The 16,399-nt window shown below is 37.9% G+C and carries 15 protein-coding genes; 2 read left to right on the top strand and 13 right to left on the bottom strand.

Annotated features, from left to right (window positions below; genetic code table 11):
- Positions 1–103: 103 nt before the first annotated feature.
- Positions 104–1,090 (top strand): glucosaminidase domain-containing protein, encoded by a 987-nt coding sequence (locus K5Q58_RS19630; RefSeq protein WP_220755546.1) that lies wholly within the window; start codon positions 104–106, stop codon positions 1,088–1,090.
- Positions 1,091–1,180: 90 nt separating this feature from the next.
- Here K5Q58_RS19630 and glnS read toward each other — a convergent pair whose 3' ends face one another.
- From glnS to K5Q58_RS19570, 12 genes are all read right to left on the bottom strand, one after another.
- On the bottom strand, positions 1,181–2,851 hold the full coding sequence (glnS, locus tag K5Q58_RS19625) for a glutamine--tRNA ligase (protein ID WP_220755545.1): 1,671 nt from the start codon (positions 2,849–2,851) through the stop codon (positions 1,181–1,183).
- Between the two features lie 156 nt (positions 2,852–3,007).
- Positions 3,008–5,302 carry a Fe(2+) transporter permease subunit FeoB gene (gene feoB, locus K5Q58_RS19620; RefSeq protein WP_220755544.1) on the bottom strand — a complete coding sequence of 765 codons (2,295 nt, stop codon included), beginning with the start codon at positions 5,300–5,302 and terminating at the stop codon, positions 3,008–3,010.
- Positions 5,295–5,534, bottom strand: a complete 240-nt coding sequence (locus tag K5Q58_RS19615; protein WP_220755543.1) for a FeoA family protein — start codon at positions 5,532–5,534, stop codon at positions 5,295–5,297. Before K5Q58_RS19615 ends, feoB begins: the two co-directional genes overlap by 8 nt.
- A gap of 212 nt (positions 5,535–5,746) precedes the next feature.
- Positions 5,747–6,283, bottom strand: coding sequence for a GNAT family N-acetyltransferase (locus K5Q58_RS19610; RefSeq protein WP_220755542.1), 537 nt, complete (start codon positions 6,281–6,283; stop codon positions 5,747–5,749).
- A 91-nt stretch (positions 6,284–6,374) separates the two neighbouring features.
- Entirely contained in the window at positions 6,375–6,653 is a 279-nt protein-coding gene (locus K5Q58_RS19605) for a peptidylprolyl isomerase (protein WP_102528584.1), read from the bottom strand.
- Between the two features lie 97 nt (positions 6,654–6,750).
- Positions 6,751–8,583, bottom strand: coding sequence for a DUF885 family protein (locus K5Q58_RS19600; protein WP_220755541.1), 1,833 nt, complete (start codon positions 8,581–8,583; stop codon positions 6,751–6,753).
- 203 nt (positions 8,584–8,786) lie between these two features.
- Entirely contained in the window at positions 8,787–10,037 is a 1,251-nt protein-coding gene (locus K5Q58_RS19595) for a tetratricopeptide repeat protein (protein WP_220755540.1), read from the bottom strand.
- Entirely contained in the window at positions 10,037–10,657 is a 621-nt protein-coding gene (locus K5Q58_RS19590; RefSeq protein ID WP_220755539.1) for an energy transducer TonB, read from the bottom strand. Before K5Q58_RS19590 ends, K5Q58_RS19595 begins: the two co-directional genes overlap by 1 nt.
- Position 10,658: 1 nt before the next feature.
- The gene (locus K5Q58_RS19585) at positions 10,659–11,063 is read right to left on the bottom strand and encodes a biopolymer transporter ExbD (RefSeq protein WP_055023897.1); all 405 of its coding nucleotides are present in this window, start codon (positions 11,061–11,063) and stop codon (positions 10,659–10,661) included.
- Positions 11,064–11,077: 14 nt separating this feature from the next.
- Entirely contained in the window at positions 11,078–11,605 is a 528-nt protein-coding gene (locus K5Q58_RS19580) for a MotA/TolQ/ExbB proton channel family protein (RefSeq protein ID WP_220755538.1), read from the bottom strand.
- A complete protein-coding gene (locus K5Q58_RS19575; RefSeq protein WP_220755537.1) occupies positions 11,605–12,960 on the bottom strand; it encodes a MotA/TolQ/ExbB proton channel family protein in 1,356 nt (451 codons plus the stop codon). Before K5Q58_RS19575 ends, K5Q58_RS19580 begins: the two co-directional genes overlap by 1 nt.
- Positions 12,960–13,742, bottom strand: coding sequence for a DUF3450 domain-containing protein (locus K5Q58_RS19570; protein ID WP_220755536.1), 783 nt, complete (start codon positions 13,740–13,742; stop codon positions 12,960–12,962). The genes K5Q58_RS19575 and K5Q58_RS19570 overlap by 1 nt, the downstream gene beginning before the upstream one ends.
- 428 nt (positions 13,743–14,170) lie before the next feature.
- On the opposite strand from K5Q58_RS19570, the gene K5Q58_RS19565 reads away from it, so the two are divergent.
- The gene (locus K5Q58_RS19565; protein ID WP_220755535.1) at positions 14,171–15,214 is read left to right on the top strand and encodes a 2OG-Fe(II) oxygenase; all 1,044 of its coding nucleotides are present in this window, start codon (positions 14,171–14,173) and stop codon (positions 15,212–15,214) included.
- Here the strand turns inward: K5Q58_RS19565 and K5Q58_RS19560 are convergent.
- The coding region (locus tag K5Q58_RS19560) for a putative 2OG-Fe(II) oxygenase (protein WP_220755534.1) at positions 15,211–16,399 on the bottom strand (1,189 nt) is incomplete at its 5' end. The genes K5Q58_RS19565 and K5Q58_RS19560 overlap by 4 nt on opposite strands.

Here is a 16,399-nt window from a genome sequence, read left to right as displayed (position 1 = left end):
CATCTCGTTTTCACTAAATTCATTAAATAAAACCACTAATTTTGTCGCATTTACAATACGCTCAACTTTGTACAAAAACCTGCAACAGTCTTTAGGATGCAATATGACCAAAAACACTTATCAAAAAATACTCTTTGTTATAATACTCCTGATGAGCCTTTTTGCTATTAACTATTGGGTGAAGTCTTCATCACCAATACCAGATCACCAGCAAGATAAATCTCAAAAACTTGCTTCTGAAACAAAAATCTCTACTAAAAGCTCTCCCCCGAAACAAGCTAAAGATATTACTTTGAATTCCTTAGATGAGCTTATCGCCCTATTTAATACCCTCAATTACAACACTGAAAGCTGGCAAGCAGGTGTCCGTGAAGTCCCTAGACTGACCTTCGAACGTGTTAGCGAGAAATGGCAGCAGACTTCGAATGAAATACCAGTACAACTAAAAAAAATGGTTTTCTTTAGACTTATGGCCCCACTGATCCTCATTAGTAATGAAAACATCACAGCAGAAAGAGAAGTTGTCAAACTCGCTAGACTCGATGATGCTAAATTAACCGCTATAGCAAGAAAATACAGAATCACTAGCGAAACTTTAGAGTCAATAACCGAAGAGCAACGCCAACAATTATTGAAGCGTGTTGATATCATGCCGCCTTCACTGGTACTAGCACAAGCTGCAGAAGAAAGTGGTTGGGCAACATCGAGATTTACTTTAGAGGGTAATGCTTTCTTTGGCCAATGGGATTTCAGTGGTAACGGAATGATCCCTAAGCAACAACGAAAGGAGCTAGGTAACTATGGTTTAGCAAGATTTGATACCCCTCAAGCATCTGTTGAAGGTTATATGCTCAATATTAATACTAACGCTGCCTATATAAAGTTACGTGAGCTTAGAAGAGACTTAAGAGCTGATAAACAGCCAATAACAGGGTTAGAGTTAGCCAACACCTTAGATAGATACTCTGAGCGTGGTCAAGCTTATATTGATGGTATTCAAGGGATGATACGCTTCAATAAATTAGATCAAGTTGATGAGGCTTATTTAAGTGACGATGCACCACTTCATTTAATATCAGCTAATCAATAAATTCAGGTGATGGATTCTCACTTAAAAACAAAAATGCCAGAGCTTTCGCTCTGGCATTTCTTTATCTAAACAAAAAGCAATATCGCCTTCTTATGCAAAAGAATCTCGTAATGGAACCGTTAAGTTAAACACTAAATGTTCTTTTGAAGAGTCTTTACTGTCTGCACAAAAGTAACCTTCACGTTCGAACTGATAAGCTTTTTCAGCTTGTGCGTTTACAAGACCCGCTTCAGCAACACCTTGTAATACCACTAATGATTCAGTATTTATAACTTCGTCTAGTGTTTCGAATGCTGCTGGAGTTGCTTCAGTAAACAAACGATTATATAAACGAAACTCTGCAGGTTTAGCTGTTGAAGCTTCAACCCAATGAATCACACCTTTTACTTTACGGCCATCACTTGGGTTCTTGCCTAATGTTTCATTGTCATAAGTACAATAAACAGTAGTGACATTACCTTCGTCATCTTGGTCAAAACGTTCAGCTTTAATGACATAAGCGTTACGTAAACGTACTTCTTTGCCTAATACTAAACGTTTGAAATGTTTGTTCGCTGACTCGCGGAAATCTTCAGCATCGATAAATAACTCTTTACCGAATGCTAACTCACGCGTTCCCATTTCAGGCTTGTTAGGGTGCATTGGTGCATTAATGATTTCTGGCGATTCTGATGGATAATTCTCAATAATCACTTTGATCGGTTTTAGCACAGCCATTGCCCGCGGTGCATTTTCATTTAACTCTTCACGAATACACGCATCAAGCACGCCACCTTCGATTAAGTTCTCCTGTTTTGTCACGCCAATACGTTGACAAAACTCACGGATAGAAGCAGGTGTATAGCCTCTACGGCGTAACCCTGCAATAGTCGGCATGCGAGGATCATCCCAACCATTTACTAAGTTGCGAGTAACCAAATCATTTAACTTACGCTTTGACATCATAGTGTATTCAAGATTCAATCTTGAAAATTCATACTGTCTGGTACGGTTTGGTAAGTTAAAGTCATCTAAATGATCTAATACCCAATCATACAAACGGCGATTGTCTTGGAACTCTAATGTACATAACGAGTGAGTAATATTTTCAATCGCATCAGAAATACAATGAGTAAAATCGTACATCGGGTAGATGCACCACTTGTCACCTGTTTGATGATGGTGCGCAAAACGAATACGATAAATCACAGGGTCACGCATACACATGAACGGTGAAGCCATATCGATTTTTGCACGAAGAGCACATTCACCTTCTTTGAATTCACCTTTGCGCATTTTTTCAAATAGCACTATGTTTTCTTCAACGGAAGTATCACGGTATGGGCTATTCTTACCTGGCTCTTTTAAGGTACCACGGTATTCACGTGTCTCTTCTGCATTTAAGAAACAAACGTAAGCTAACCCTTTAGTGATCAACTCAACCGCATATTGATGCAGTTGATCAAAATAGTTAGACGAATAACGAATTTCACCAGACCAATCGAAGCCTAACCAACGAACGTCATCTTGAATAGAATGAACATAATCGATGTCTTCTTTTTCAGGATTCGTATCATCAAAGCGTAAGTTACACTGACCTTGATAATCCTTTGCAATACCAAAATTTAAACAAATAGACTTAGCATGACCAATGTGTAAAAAACCATTTGGCTCAGGCGGAAATCGGGTTTGCACACAGTTGTGCTTACCACTTTTTAAGTCTTCATCAATGATATTACGTATGAAGTTACTAGGACGTACTTCGTTGTCCACTTGACTCATGGAGTTCCTCTTAGTGCACGATGGTAAAATTATATGACCTTCGATGATCCTACAGTTTTACGCGAGTTACAATGCCTGTTTGATAAAAATAATAGTCTAAAAACAAAAAACCAGCATTTATTAAAATGCTGGTTTTAAAATGAACATTAAAAAGCCTTATTCAGTGATAACTCTTACGCCAGGAATAATTTGCTGGTTCTTTTTACCTTGCTTCTTAAGCCACATGTAATAGCCTACTAACGCAATAGTGAAGAACGAAATCCAACTCACCGACTGTACTGGGTGCTTAGCAATATTTGCCCCTTGGTAAACAACTGTCGCACTGCCGTAAGCTAAAGCAAACGTCCATAAAGCAGCAAAACGTGCCCACTTATTGCCAAATTCATTTACTAGTGCACCCATAGCCGCAACACACGGAGTATAGAGCAAAACAAATAATAAGTATGAAAACGCAGCTACCTTAGTTGTAAAACCAGCTTGAAGTGCACTAAAGGTTGAACGATCAACACCCTGCTCTTCTGCTGCTTCCTCAATATTTTCAACGTTACCAACATCTAATGACAATGGATCTTCTGGCGCAATACCAAATAAGTTTTCAGGAATTGTCGCGAGTGCTTCAGAAAAGCTTTCAGAAAGACTGGCTAGCTCTTCTTCACCATCAGCTGGATCTGAGTACAAGCTATTTAACGTTCCAACAACCGCTTCTTTAGCAAAGATACCTGTGATGATACCAACAGTTGCTGGCCAGTTTTCTTGTTCTACACCCATTGGCGAGAATAGTGGCGTTACTTTTTGACTTAACACACTTAAGACAGATTCTTTACTGTCTTCATGTCCAAAGCTGCCATCAGTACCAATTGCATTAACAAAGTTAAGTAAGGTCACTACGATAACAATGGTTTTACCTGCACCTAAAATAAAGCTCTTAGTACGTTTTGTTGTACGAGAAAAAACAGCTTTAAGTTTTGGCATTTCATAGCTTGGTAGTTCCATTACAACTGCGCTGCTACTGCCTGGTAATACTGTGCTACGTAACAATAATCCCGTACCTACAGCGGCTAAAATACCGATGATATACAATAAAAATACAAGGTTTTGTCCTGAGTCAGGGAAAAATGCAGCAGCGAATAATGCGTAAACCGGTAAACGTGCGCCACAAGACATAAATGGTGCCATCATCCCAGTAACGATGCGTTCTCTTTCACTACCTAATGTACGAGTAGCCATAATTGCAGGTACTGAGCAACCAAAACCGACAATCATAGGAACAAAAGCTTTACCTGGTAACCCGATGCGGCGCATCAAACCATCAACGACGAAAGCAGCTCTAGACATGTAACCAGAAGCTTCAAGCACAGAAAGCGCTAAAAATAGCGCAGCGATAACTGGAATGAATGTCGCGACCGTTTGAATACCTTGGCCGATACCACCCGCTAAAATGGTTACTAACCATACTGGAGAGCCAATAGACTCTAGCAGCGCACCAAATTGATCAACAAAAACTGCACCTGCTGCAATATCAAAGAAGTCGATAAAGGCGCTACCAACGTTGATACTAAACATGAACATCAAATACATAACGAATAGGAATACAGGTACACCTAAAACGGGATGAAGTAATACTTTATCTAATTTATCACTGGCACTTTCATGGCCTGCAACATTGACTGAGCTATCAAATACTTTTTGAACAAAATCAAAACGAGTAGTCGCCACTAATACTTCGATATCAGTTCCAGATTGTTCTGCGATTTGAGTACATTCATTCACAACATCTTTTAAGCTGGTGCTATCACATTGACCACAGCCATTACCATTACCTAACATGGCTAATGCACGGCCGCGGCTTAAGTCATCCGAATGTTGCTGTAACGTTTTAACGCCTGACTCGATGCTTTCATCGTAATCAAGCATTAATGGCGACTCTGTTATTTCGCCATTTAGCAATCTTAAAACCTGATCTTGAACCCGCTTAACATCAGCTTCTTCTCTAGAACACACCGCTATCACTGGACAGCCAAGCTCTTTACTCATTGATTCTAAATCAGTCGTGATACCCAACTTTTTAGCTGCATCAATCTTATTTAAAACCACAACCATAGGAACACCAAGCTCTCTAAGTTGTACTGTTAAATAAAGGTGTCTTTCAATATTAGTCGCATCAACTAAGTTGATAATGCCATCAACTCGTTGCTCAGCAAGATACTGTTGCGCTATCTGCTCATCTAAAGAACAGTCGCAGCTGTTACCCGCTGGCAATAAATCATAAATACCGGGTAAATCAGTAAGGTGAACATTGGTATTATCTAAAGTGAAGTAACCCGTTTTTTTCTCAACAGTTACACCTGACCAGTTGCCAACTTGTTGATTTGAGCCTGTTAATGCATTGAATAGAGTGGATTTTCCCGCATTTGGGTTGCCTACCGTTACGCAATGAAATTCTTTAGTCATTTGTTACTACCACCTCAATAATATCCGCTAAATCACGGCGCATACATAAACGACTGCCACGTAACTCTAATTCAACACCAGAGCCCATTGGAGCTCTTCGTAACATTCTGAACGCTGTATGAGGTGTAATCCCCATTGATAACAACTTACGCTTTACTGTTTGAGGTAAAGAAAGTTGACCGATTTCAGCAATCTTCGCCGAGTCTCCGGGATTAAGTTCACTGAGCTTCATTAGACATCCACCTTGCGTTCAAAAATATTTATTAAGTGATTTTATATGAGCCATTAACGCAATACTTTTACATAGATCATGTTTTATAAGCGTAAACGAGAATAGTTTTCAATTGTATTGCCTATTATGTGATAGATGTCCGCAATAAAATAGTGAATTTGCACTTTTAATTTGATAAGTGATTACTAAAACAGCTTAAACGAAACAGCTAGTTATTCTCGGATATCAGATTGCAGTAATCCGAATATATATTCATCAATGAGTTGGTCACCAATCATATGATTTGCTCTAAGCAAGCCTTCTTGAGTGAAGCCGCTTTTAATCATAACTTTGGCCGAAGCAACATTTTCAACTGCACAATAACCAATAAACTTTTTAATATTAAATTGAAAAACGCCCCAGTCGATTACCGCTTTGAGACTTTCTGTTCCATAACCTAACCCCTGTTGGTTGGGGGATATTAAATAACCTATTTCTGCACGATTCATCACTTCACTTTCACGATAAAATCCTGTTAAGCCAACAAATTCATGACTCGAAACTGTTTCGATAACTAATGTAAGCCAACTATCAGAGTCATATTTCCAGGGTTCTAGTCTTTGATTAAATGTTTGTTTAATTTCAGCTTCAGAAGTCACTTCTCTGATATGCTTTAGAATTGATGGATTTGAATTTAGTGCAAGTACGTTAGGCCAATCTTTTTTTTGCATAGATCTAATAACAAGCCTATCTGTGTACAACTCGATCATTAAGTATCCCTTCTAGTAGAACAACAAACTAATTTCCTATTTCAAAAAACAAAAAAGGCAGCCGAAGCTGCCTTCTTAGGTTGAGTATTGATCAACCTCGGCTTGTCACCTCAAGAAGGTGATACCCAAATTGAGTTTTAACTGGACCTTGTACTTCATTTAATGGTGCGCTAAATACCACTTCATCAAATTCACGAACCATCATACCTGGGCCAAAAGAACCAAGTTCACCACCCTGTGCACCAGAAGGACAAGATGAGTTCGCTTTAGCGATTTCTGCGAAATCTGCACCCGCAACAATTTGCTGCTTTAATTGCTCACATTGCTCTTCTGAGCTAACTAAAAGGTGTCTTGCAGTTGCCTGTACCATGATGTACTCCTACTTGTGTAGATTTAAAAGCTTCAAAAATTATAGGGAGCGTAAGCTCCCTATATGTGGTTCACAAAGGTAAGCTAACAGCTATTCACTACTTTGCCAATTGAGATTCAATCCAACGACCAATTTTTTTCTCCATAACTGCCATAGGTAAAGAGCCAGTGGTGAGTATTTGGTCATGAAACGCTTTTAAGTCGAACTTTTCACCAAGTTTTGCTTCAGCATCTGCTCTTAGCTTTAAAATGGTTAATTGGCCAATTTTATATGATAGAGCCTGACCAGGTATGGCCATGTAACGTTCTACTTCAGCAATAATGTCAGATTCAGCCATAGGTGAGTTATCTTTCATATATTGAATTGCTTGTTCGCGGCTCCAACCTTTTGCATGCAAGCCAGTATCAACAACTAAACGCATTGCGCGAAGCATCTCATCAGATAATTTGCCAAAGTACTGATAAGGATCTTTGAATAATCCCATTTCAATTCCTAGGTATTCAGCATAAAGTGCCCAACCTTCTTCAAACGCTGTGTAACCTTGAAAGCGTTGAAATTCAGGAATACCTGTTAGCTCTTGTTTTATCGCAATTTGGAAATGATGACCAGGGGCAGCTTCATGCAAAGATAGGGTAGTCATTCCCCATTTGGGTTGAGCTTTAAGGTTATAAGTATTGATGTAAAACACACCAGGACGTGAACCATCTACTGCAGGCGATTGGTACGAAGCACCTGCTGCAGATTTTTCTCTAAAGTCTTCAACAGGTTTAACAACATAATCTGCCTTAGGCATGATATTAAAGTACTTAGGCAGCTCTTTATTGATATCTTCTTTTAAAGACATATAACCATCAATAAGCCCCTGTCTTTCGGTAAAGAAATATTGAGGTTCGCTGCCTAAAGAGGCGAAAAACGCTGTTAAGTCACCTTCAAATTTAACTTGTTCACGTACAGAATCCATTTCGGTTAAGATACGTTTAACTTCAGAAAGGCCAATCTGATGAATTTCGTCAACTGGCATTGTGGTTGTAGTGTGACTATTTGCTAGAGACTGATACCACTCTTTACCGTTCGGTAATCCCCACCAACCATCTGATGCTCGTGCATGTGGTAAATATGTATCTTTGAAGTAATTTCTCAGTTGAGTAAGAGCAGGCAATAAGTCTACTTGGATTAACGCTGTATATTCTTCTGTTAAGGCAAGCTTTTCTTCAGCACTGAAGTCTTCAGGAAGTTGATTAATTGGTGCATAGAATAAGCTTTTATCTGCAGATGTAACCAATTGCGCGTCTAATTGAGGAATAATTCGCTCAACTAATACTTTGGGAAGAACAACTTTACTTTTAATTCCTTCATCCATTCTAGCTTGAGCTAATACAGTCCAATTAATAAAACCTTGAAGACGCTTAAGCCAGTTCTGATAATCTTCTACAGTTTTAAAAGGTTGAGCACTTTCACCACTACCTAATTGGATCATGCTGATCACAGTACTATAGAATTGGTTCATAGGAATAAAATGTTCAGGGTATGATTCTGCCACTAAATCCATATGGCGATCGTAAATGAACATATCAAAACTAAGTTGTAAGTTTTCAGGTAATGCGTCAACATCTAGTGACTTAGCTTGCTTTAGGTAGCGCGAATTAAGCTCATGACGTTGTTTAAGATACTCTTCAGTTAAAGCTCCACCGAATTTGTCATTATAATCGTTGACGCCAACATATGTTGCATAGATAGGCTCTAAAGCAAGAATATCTTTAAAGTAATTATCTGCCATTTCATTATAGATATCAGCTGCACTTTTCTTGATAACTTCTTCAGAAGAGACACTCGAGCTAGCTTGTTTGCTCGGCATTGTTGACTTCTGTTCATTACAAGCTTGTAAAAACAAAAGTGAAGTAATTGATACTGCTAGTATAGTTTTCTGCATATTATTTCCCTATGTTGGCACAAATCGTCAATGCCTTAATCTGTTTGTCGTTCTTTGTAATTATTATTTGCAATGTATAAGATATTGCATGTTGGCAGTTAGTAATAATTTGTAACTGAGAATAACAAAAAAAAATTGATAATTGTTATTAGAATATCAGATAAAAAAAAAGCCCCTAATAGGGGCTTTTTGCGAATTAACCATTACAGAGTAATATTGTTAATCCGAGCTTTTTCTTTTATGTAAGAAATATAACTGTTAGCACTTCTCTTAGTCTTGCTGTGTTTAGCAGCTCGATTCGCACGTTTGTAGGCAGATTTATACTGCTTCAAACTTAGGTGGGCTAATGTTAATTCAAGTTCAGCTTCACCTGGCTCATCAAGACCTGCTGAAAGTGCTTTTTCAAACACTGGAATAGCAGACTTTGGTAGCTCAGCGATAGCTAAAATTTTACCTTGTTTAAGGTATAATTCAGCATCACCTGTTAGCTCCGCAGCTTGTCCATACAGCTTAGCAGCTTGTTTGAAGTTCTTAGCATTATGATAGAAACCAGCGAGAATCTTTATTGTCTTTTCATTCTCTTTTATCAGACCTGATTTCATATGTTTTTCATATAACTTAGCTGCATTATACGGAGCACCGTTTTGCGACATAAGTTGAGCTAGACGAGTAATGTTACCGTCAGACTCTAGAAAACCATTTTTATAAGCTAGATCATAAGTTGCAAGCGACTTAGTGTAATCTTCAGTCATCAAATAAAACTGAGCAAGCTGTACCCAAAGACGTTTATCGTCTTGGAATAAAGGCACCATAATTTCTAGTACTTTTACCGCTTCTTTATACTTCTTTTGATTGAAGTATGAAGTCAATTTCATTTGATAAAGGCCTTTATCAGGTTTTTCCATTAAGGAAAGACCCTTATCGGCAACTTCAAGTACTTTATCCCACTGCTTAAGTTCACTGTATGCAATACCGATACGACGGTAAACAACTGGGTCAACTTTACAAGTGAAATCCATCCACTTGTAGTAGTAAGGAATAGCTTCTTTGAACTGCTTTTCTTGTAGTAATAAATCAGCATACAAACGCATTGTTGCAGCATGATCTGTACCACCAAGAATATCGGCATCAACAGCTGTTTTTAAGTACTTGATAGCAGTACTCATTTGGCCTTTTTCAGCATAAAAAGAACCAATCATTCGACCAATATAAGCTTTATCGAAGTCATTTTTGGTATTAACTTCAAGTAAAATCTCGATTGCTTCGTCTAACTGACCTTCTGTATACCTTTCAAATGCACGTTGAACTTTCTTACCTGCACTTGCGCCAACAGCTCTAGATTGACGTTCATCAATTGGACATTTCTCTGCAGCTTGTGCAGTTGAAACAGCCAAAAGTGAACTAGTACATAAAGTTATCAATAAAGCACTAGCAAGTTTATTTACTGTTCGCATTATCGACCTCCTTTATCTAATGTAAAATCTAGTTGAACCGTCATTCCAGGAACCTTCATAGCCTTACCATCAATGATTTTAGGCTTGTATTTCCATTTCTTTAAAGCTCTAACAGCTTCGCGATCGAAAATACGTTTAGGTTCAGCTTTAATAACTTTAACGTCTTCGATTCCGCCTAATTCATTAATAGTAAATGAAAGTTGTACATAACCTTCTTTACCATCACGTGCTGCAGCAATTGGGTATTGAGGATCAATACGTACAATTGGTGTTGCATCACCATCACGCGTCATCATGTTACCGAGTTTAAAACCTGTACTTGCACCGCCTGCCACAACACCACTCATGTTAAATGCCATGTTCGTATCAATATCTGATGACGTATCTGGCGGAGTAGTTTCCGGCTTTGGTGGTTGCTCAGGTGGTGCTGGCGGCTTTGGTTTAACCCTTGGCTTATCCTGAACTTTCGTATCCTGTTTCTCCATACTGATCTCAATGATAGGAGAATCAGTTGAGGTGTCGGCGCGCTTTGCGCCGCCACCGACCAAGAAGGCCATGAAGATAAACAAGGCGAAAGTAACAGCAGCACCTAATATGAGTGATACTATTGCTCTCAGCATATTAGTCTTTCCCCGCTGAAATCGAAATTTTATCGATACCCGCTTTCTTAACGTTGTCCATTACTTTAACAACAAGGCCATGTTCAGCTTCTTGGTCTGCTTCAATTAGAACAGCCGCTTCAGGTGCTTCAGCTAACATACGTTCTACGTTTGCTGTTACACGCTCGATGTCAACCTGACGGTTTTCCATCTTAATTACGCCTGTCTTACTCACACCAATAAAGATGTTCGCAGATTTTTGTTGTGTCGCAGTAGAAGCTTCAGGTTTCTTGTAATCAAGGCCTGATGGCTTAATGAACGAAGTCGTCACAATAAAGAAGATAAGCATGATAAACACGATATCTAGCATCGGTGTCATATCTACTTGCGCTTCTTCTTCTACGTTTAAATGCTTTTTACGTGCCATTTTAAATACTCTCTCTAGTGGTGCGGCAAGCTATCTTTAAGCTTTTCAAGACTGATTTTCATTTTTGCATCTAATCGAGTGCTAAAAAATACACCTGATAGTGCTGCAACCATTCCTGCCATTGTTGGCATGGTTGCCATTGAAATACCAGCCGCCATCATACGAGCATTACTCGTACCATGAACTGCCATCACATCGAACACTGCTATCATTCCGGTTACGGTACCTAGTAGACCAATCATCGGACAGATTGCCACTAAGGTTTTGATCATCAGCATACGAGCATTCATATCTTGTTTTGCTTGGGACATCCAAGCTTCACGGATACGGTGCGCATACCAAGAGGTTGAATCCTCTCGATTATTCCATAGGTCTATAATACCTTTATGCTCTTTTGGTGCTACCCAACTGACATACCAAAAGCGCTCTAGCATCAATACCCACATTAGGAATAGTACAGCCGCTACCAGCCAGAGGATATCTCCTCCGGTGGCCATGAAGCCCCTGACAGAGTCCCAAACGTCCATCAGGATTAGCATCATTAGTCAGCCCTCTTCTCAGCATGGTCTGCAATAATGCCGGCACTTTGCTCTTCAAGAACTTGTACTACTGTTTTACTACGTGCAATTACGATTGCATGCATTAACATTAATGGTAGTGCAGCAACTAGACCTTGAACCGTAGTCATCAATGCCATAGAGATACCACCAGCCATTAGACGTGGGTCACCAGTACCGAACAATTGAATTGTTTGGAAGGTTGCAATCATACCAGTAACAGTACCTAACAGACCCATCATTGGAGCAATTGCAGCTAGTACTTTAATGATTGAAATACGAGCTTCTAACGCTGGTGTTTCTTTCAAAATAGCTTCATCGAGTTTTAACTCTAGAGTTTCAACATCAACGTCTTTATTTTCATGATAAACCTTAAGTACACGACCTAAAGCGTTGTTACCTGGGTTATCAATATTTTTACGTTGTGCTTTAACTTTAGAACCAACAATGTAAAGCGTTACTAAACGTTCAATCGAGATAAGCGCACCAAGTACTAAAATACCGATAATGATGTAACCAATTGGCCCACCAGCTTCGATACGTTCTTCAATGGTTGCTTTTTGAGTGAATACACTTAGTAGAACACCGCGTGCTGGATCAACGAATAATTTTTCGTAACCAGAAGTGGCACTAGTGAATGATTTAACACTTGAAACTTGAGCACTACCTGGCTGTTGAGATAGTTTTTGAATCAAACCTAAATCAGCGTTGTAAACAACATATTCGCCATCAGCAAGTAAGTTATAAGCACCAACACGAGTAACTGTAGTAGATTCAACGTTACCGTCCAATCCTGTCACTTGGCCATCAAAGTTAACAACTTTACCTGACTCAACCATTTCGAAAAGCTGTGCTTCCCAGAATTGTTCTAGCTCATCAATTTTAGGTAATTCTTTACGAGCACCAAGTTCAGCAATGAATGCATCACGGCCAGGGAATTGTGCAGTAATGTTAGAACTAACTAACTTTCCTGCAAAATCGCCAGCTTCACCTTTAACAACACCGAACATTTCACCTAAGTCACCAGAAGCAATTTTACGATCTTCTTCTAACTGAGCGATTTTACGTTCGTTATCAGTGAAAGCTTGTGCTAAATCTTTGCCACGTTGAGCTTCAGCTGCTAGTGCAGCTTTCTCACGTTTTAAAAGTGCAGCTTTATCGCCGCGCTCATTTAAGAATTCAGCTTCACGCTTTTTGTTTGTTTTATTAGCGTTAGCACGATCTGTTTGTACTTGTTGTAATAATTGTTCAATCGTTTTAGGTGCGTCAGCAGCACTAACCATACCTGAAGTTAGAGACAAGCTTGCAGCAACGATTGCTGTAGTAATAAACTTTTTCATTATTGCGCAGCCTCCGCAGCAGGGATCGGTAAGGCGAATAGATCAGGAGCACCTTGACCACGAGCCTGTTTAATAGCTTTACTTAAGTTACGAAGATAACCAGCTTCTAACTCATCCCAGCTTTTAGATTCTTCGTTGTACATCCAAGCTGACTTTTGATCTTGGCTTTGAGCGTATAAGCTCACACGACCAAAGTTTAAGAAATCAACTAAGATTTCTTTACCGTCTAGTTCTAATTGACCTGTTTCAGCAATTAGCTTTGAACCGTATTCACGCTCGATGTTATATGCATCAAGAATTAGACGGTATTTTTCTGCTAAAGTTACTTCAGCACTGTTTAATGTATCTTTTAAGCGTTGAACACGAGTTTCACGCGCTTCAAGATTAAATGGTAAATCTAAAGCGATAAATTGCTCTAGTGCTTCAACCATTTTAAACATTAAAGGAACAACACCTTGTCTAAGAGCATCAACACCGTCGATATCGTCTTGAATTAGCTTCATCGTTGCTTCTTGGTCTGCAACCAAGCCTGCAACGTAATCGTTGTATGATTTTAAAGATTCACGTTCGTCAGCAACAGAGCCATACTCAAAAAGCATGTCTTGTGCTTGATCGAAATATTTATCAACTTTATTTTGCGACGCAGCAGCATCTGTATGGATCTTAGTATCTGCTTTTTGTACATCGCTTAGAGGATCTGCAATCACGAAGTTGCTGCTAGCTAATGCAAGCGCGCCAACCAGTGCAGTAGCGATTTTTGTTCTATTGCTTACCTTGGACATAGTTCCCAACCAATTTATAGTGAATTAGAAAGCTTAACTAATGTGTAACAACCAAGATTAAATTGTTAATCCTTGTTGCTGCAACTAAGTCTATCTTTCTCTTGTGATTGTTAGTTTTTTCTTCCCTATTCTATGCCAGCTAAGGCATAGACCCGCTCGCATCATTTCACAAAATGTTGACCTGTGTCAACAATTGAGAACATCAAAAACTCTAGTAAAGGAAGCTTATCTGATAGATTTAAGTTGAAAGGTGAATTTGTATACAAGTTCTTAATCACAAAATGATATTTTTAGTGCTTCTATGTTGTTAATCATAGAGATAGGAAAGCTATATAGACTCTTGCTACCTATTATTCTTTTTTATTTTTACTTATATGGTTAAGATACAAACTAAAAAGCGAACTTAAAAAAACAAAACTGGAGTGATAATGAAGCCAAATGAATTAGAAAGTGAATACAAATCAGGCTCATTGCAAGCAGGTTTTCATTTAGCTTTATACTTTTTACGTTCGGATAGAGAAAAGTTTGATAAATGGATCAATATCTCTCTTAACCATGAGTTAAAGGTTGCTTGGGATTTTATGAGCTCATATGAAAAACAAACTGATAAGTTACCAAAATTTATTAGGGAAAGACTAGGTACCAGTGGTTTTGCTGAATATTACTTAGCAACACAAGAGTTCAAACCAACAAAAGAAGGTTATGTACAATTTGCTCAACTAATATCGATTTCATTGAAAAAAAATTGTCAAATAGCACTAGAGCTAAACAAGGCCATCAACACTAACTTTCAAATTGATATAACTAAGCCTGATGAACTCCTAACTTTATTTAACTCTTATTATTTTAAATACAAAAATCTTGTATCTGAAGAAGGTATAAATTACTTCTCGGGAGTTTTTAATAATCATTTATCCAAGCTGATATTTGAAGAGTTAAATATATACCTACAACCTTCTTTAGTATTAGATCCAATCAGTAATCAACCTCGTTTATCTGAGCATAGAACAGCGTATAGTGCACAGTGGCTACCTTCCACATTAGGTTTTTTAGGGATTTTATTCGATAAGTTAACCACTCAATTAGCAGGAAAGGAGTGTGCTTTTGGAGAACCTATGACCTTATTACAATATAAGGTGGGTCAAGAATACAAACCTCATTTTGACTTTATTAATGAGCGTGATAATGAATACTTAGATGGTCAACAAAGAATAAAAACCATTTTGGTTGGGTTAAACTTCTCTCCGTACTCTGGAGGAGATACTAATTTCCCTTCAAAAAATCTTAAATTTAATTTGATGTCTGGCGATATATTAGTATTTGATAACGCATCTAAAGATGGAAAATTAATAAAGGATTCATTGCATCAAAGCACTCCCGTAACTTCTGGAACAAAGTTCATTATTTCAAAGTGGGTAAGACAATCAGCTACAAGGTACGATATAGAAAAACGAAGAATCTTTTCTGATTAGACTAAACTTACCACATCAAAAACGACTGCGAGACGGGTTTTATTTGATTTAAATTCATTTACGCCATGCCAAAAGTAAGACGGGAATAAAACAACCTGTCCTACTTTGGGTTTAACATAAAACTCGGCAGCATCATCTGTGAAAGGTAAGCCTAGCTGTCCAATACGTAACCATCCAGAGCCCTCCATTAAACTTGCTTCGTCTATATCTAAATATAAAACACCGCTAATAACTCCATTTGAATGATAATGATCTACATGATGACCATTTTCTTTTAATCTGATTGAAAATGATGACGAGTAATTGAATTGACCTCCAGTAAAAAATTGTTTGACGAAATTAGACTTTATGTTCTTTTCTAAATAATTTTTCACAACTTGGTCAATTGCTCTTTTTAATTCAAAAATATTTTCATCTTGATATAAAAAGAGTGAGCCTTCTGTTTGAGTACCACATCTCACAGTCTGATCTTCAGAGTAAAACTCTTCTTTATTATGTAGAATGTTAATAAAATCTTTAATATTACTAACTGCTGACGATGTTAGCCTAACTGCGTCAACAAAAAACAATTCATTCAATTCTGCGGAAAATTGACACGAATCATTCCTAAGTAGTTTATCAGCGGAAAGCTTAAGATTTTTTGAAACAATCTTGTTAGATACATTAATGCTATTAATTTTATCGATAAAATTTTTTTCACCTAAATTAAGTGCATTTATAATCCCCATCTCATAAGTAATTGACTCAGGCATCGAATATCCTTTAATACCAGCGGCCAGCTTCAATATGGTAGATAGTTCACTTTGCAATTTTGAAGCTAAACAATAAAATATGGCTTCATTAAAATAAAAATAATTCCCTTTATAGAATTGTTCAATTAGCATTTCAATACCTCTACTCACTTCCCCTTGTTTGCATAAACTTAAGCCTACAATAGAGCTATAAAAAGGAATTTTAGAATATCCTTGCTTATTGTTAAAATCTGCACCTGTTTTATGACAGTAATGTTGTTCTAACTTCAAGAAATCAAAAGTTTCTTTAACCTCTTTAGGAAGTCGTGAAAACTGATTATAAAAAGTATCAATATCCACTAAAATGAGTGAACTAAAGTACCTCAAAATGACTTGATAATTCTTTGCAAAAAGACTTCCCTTAAGTAAATCGACTACTTCTTCATGCAAGTGC

The organism is Shewanella sp. KT0246 (assembly GCF_019654955.1).
GTDB lineage: Bacteria > Pseudomonadota > Gammaproteobacteria > Enterobacterales > Shewanellaceae > Shewanella > Shewanella goraebulensis.
This window is presented reverse-complemented; position numbering and strand designations above follow the sequence as displayed.

Bases quoted from the DNA above. Each gene is read 5' to 3' on its own strand.
- K5Q58_RS19580 (WP_220755538.1), bottom strand. From the start codon at position 11,605: ATGATGCTAATCCTGATGGACGTTTGGGACTCTGTCAGGGGCTTCATG.
- K5Q58_RS19570 (WP_220755536.1), bottom strand. From the start codon at position 13,742: ATGTCCAAGGTAAGCAATAGAACAAAAATCGCTACTGCACTGGTTGGC.
- K5Q58_RS19565 (WP_220755535.1), top strand. From the start codon at position 14,171: ATGAAGCCAAATGAATTAGAAAGTGAATACAAATCAGGCTCATTGCAA.
- glnS (WP_220755545.1), bottom strand. From the start codon at position 2,851: ATGAGTCAAGTGGACAACGAAGTACGTCCTAGTAACTTCATACGTAAT.
- K5Q58_RS19590 (WP_220755539.1), bottom strand. From the start codon at position 10,657: ATGCTGAGAGCAATAGTATCACTCATATTAGGTGCTGCTGTTACTTTC.
- feoB (WP_220755544.1), bottom strand. From the start codon at position 5,302: ATGACTAAAGAATTTCATTGCGTAACGGTAGGCAACCCAAATGCGGGA.
- K5Q58_RS19595 (WP_220755540.1), bottom strand. From the start codon at position 10,037: ATGCGAACAGTAAATAAACTTGCTAGTGCTTTATTGATAACTTTATGT.
- K5Q58_RS19575 (WP_220755537.1), bottom strand. From the start codon at position 12,960: ATGAAAAAGTTTATTACTACAGCAATCGTTGCTGCAAGCTTGTCTCTA.
- K5Q58_RS19585 (WP_055023897.1), bottom strand. From the start codon at position 11,063: ATGGCACGTAAAAAGCATTTAAACGTAGAAGAAGAAGCGCAAGTAGAT.
- K5Q58_RS19610 (WP_220755542.1), bottom strand. From the start codon at position 6,283: ATGATCGAGTTGTACACAGATAGGCTTGTTATTAGATCTATGCAAAAA.
- K5Q58_RS19615 (WP_220755543.1), bottom strand. From the start codon at position 5,534: ATGAAGCTCAGTGAACTTAATCCCGGAGACTCGGCGAAGATTGCTGAA.
- K5Q58_RS19630 (WP_220755546.1), top strand. From the start codon at position 104: ATGACCAAAAACACTTATCAAAAAATACTCTTTGTTATAATACTCCTG.
- K5Q58_RS19605 (WP_102528584.1), bottom strand. From the start codon at position 6,653: ATGGTACAGGCAACTGCAAGACACCTTTTAGTTAGCTCAGAAGAGCAA.
- K5Q58_RS19600 (WP_220755541.1), bottom strand. From the start codon at position 8,583: ATGCAGAAAACTATACTAGCAGTATCAATTACTTCACTTTTGTTTTTA.